This window comes from Bacillus sp. JJ1127 (assembly GCF_036965845.1).
In the GTDB taxonomy this organism is placed as follows: domain Bacteria; phylum Bacillota; class Bacilli; order Bacillales; family Bacillaceae_G; genus Bacillus_A.
This window is the reverse complement of sequence record NZ_JBALQK010000050.1, coordinates 13,011-13,233: the sequence shown is the minus strand read 5'-3', so window position 1 is coordinate 13,233 and position 223 is coordinate 13,011. Positions and strand designations below refer to the sequence as shown.

Annotated in this window: 1 pseudogene; it reads right to left on the bottom strand. The window is 35.4% G+C overall.

What is annotated here, in order from left to right:
- Window positions 1–212, bottom strand: a pseudogene (locus tag V7183_RS06800) (hypothetical protein); the annotation flags it as partial.
- Window positions 213–223 lie beyond the last annotated feature (11 nt).

Genomic DNA, 223 nt, shown 5'->3' with positions numbered 1-223 from the left:
ATTAAACTCATATCTAGTAGATACTCATTACGTTCTTTAAAATTTAAATCATTTAAAGTGTTTACTTGAGGGGCAGCAAGGAGCACACAATATCCCGGAAGAAATTGTGTATCACCAATAACTGCAAATCCGCTCTTCATTTTTGCGATTACCATTGGGTTTTCATTTCGATTAGCTGAAGCAATCCGATCGCGTTTCCAATCTGTATTCATATGTAATTCCT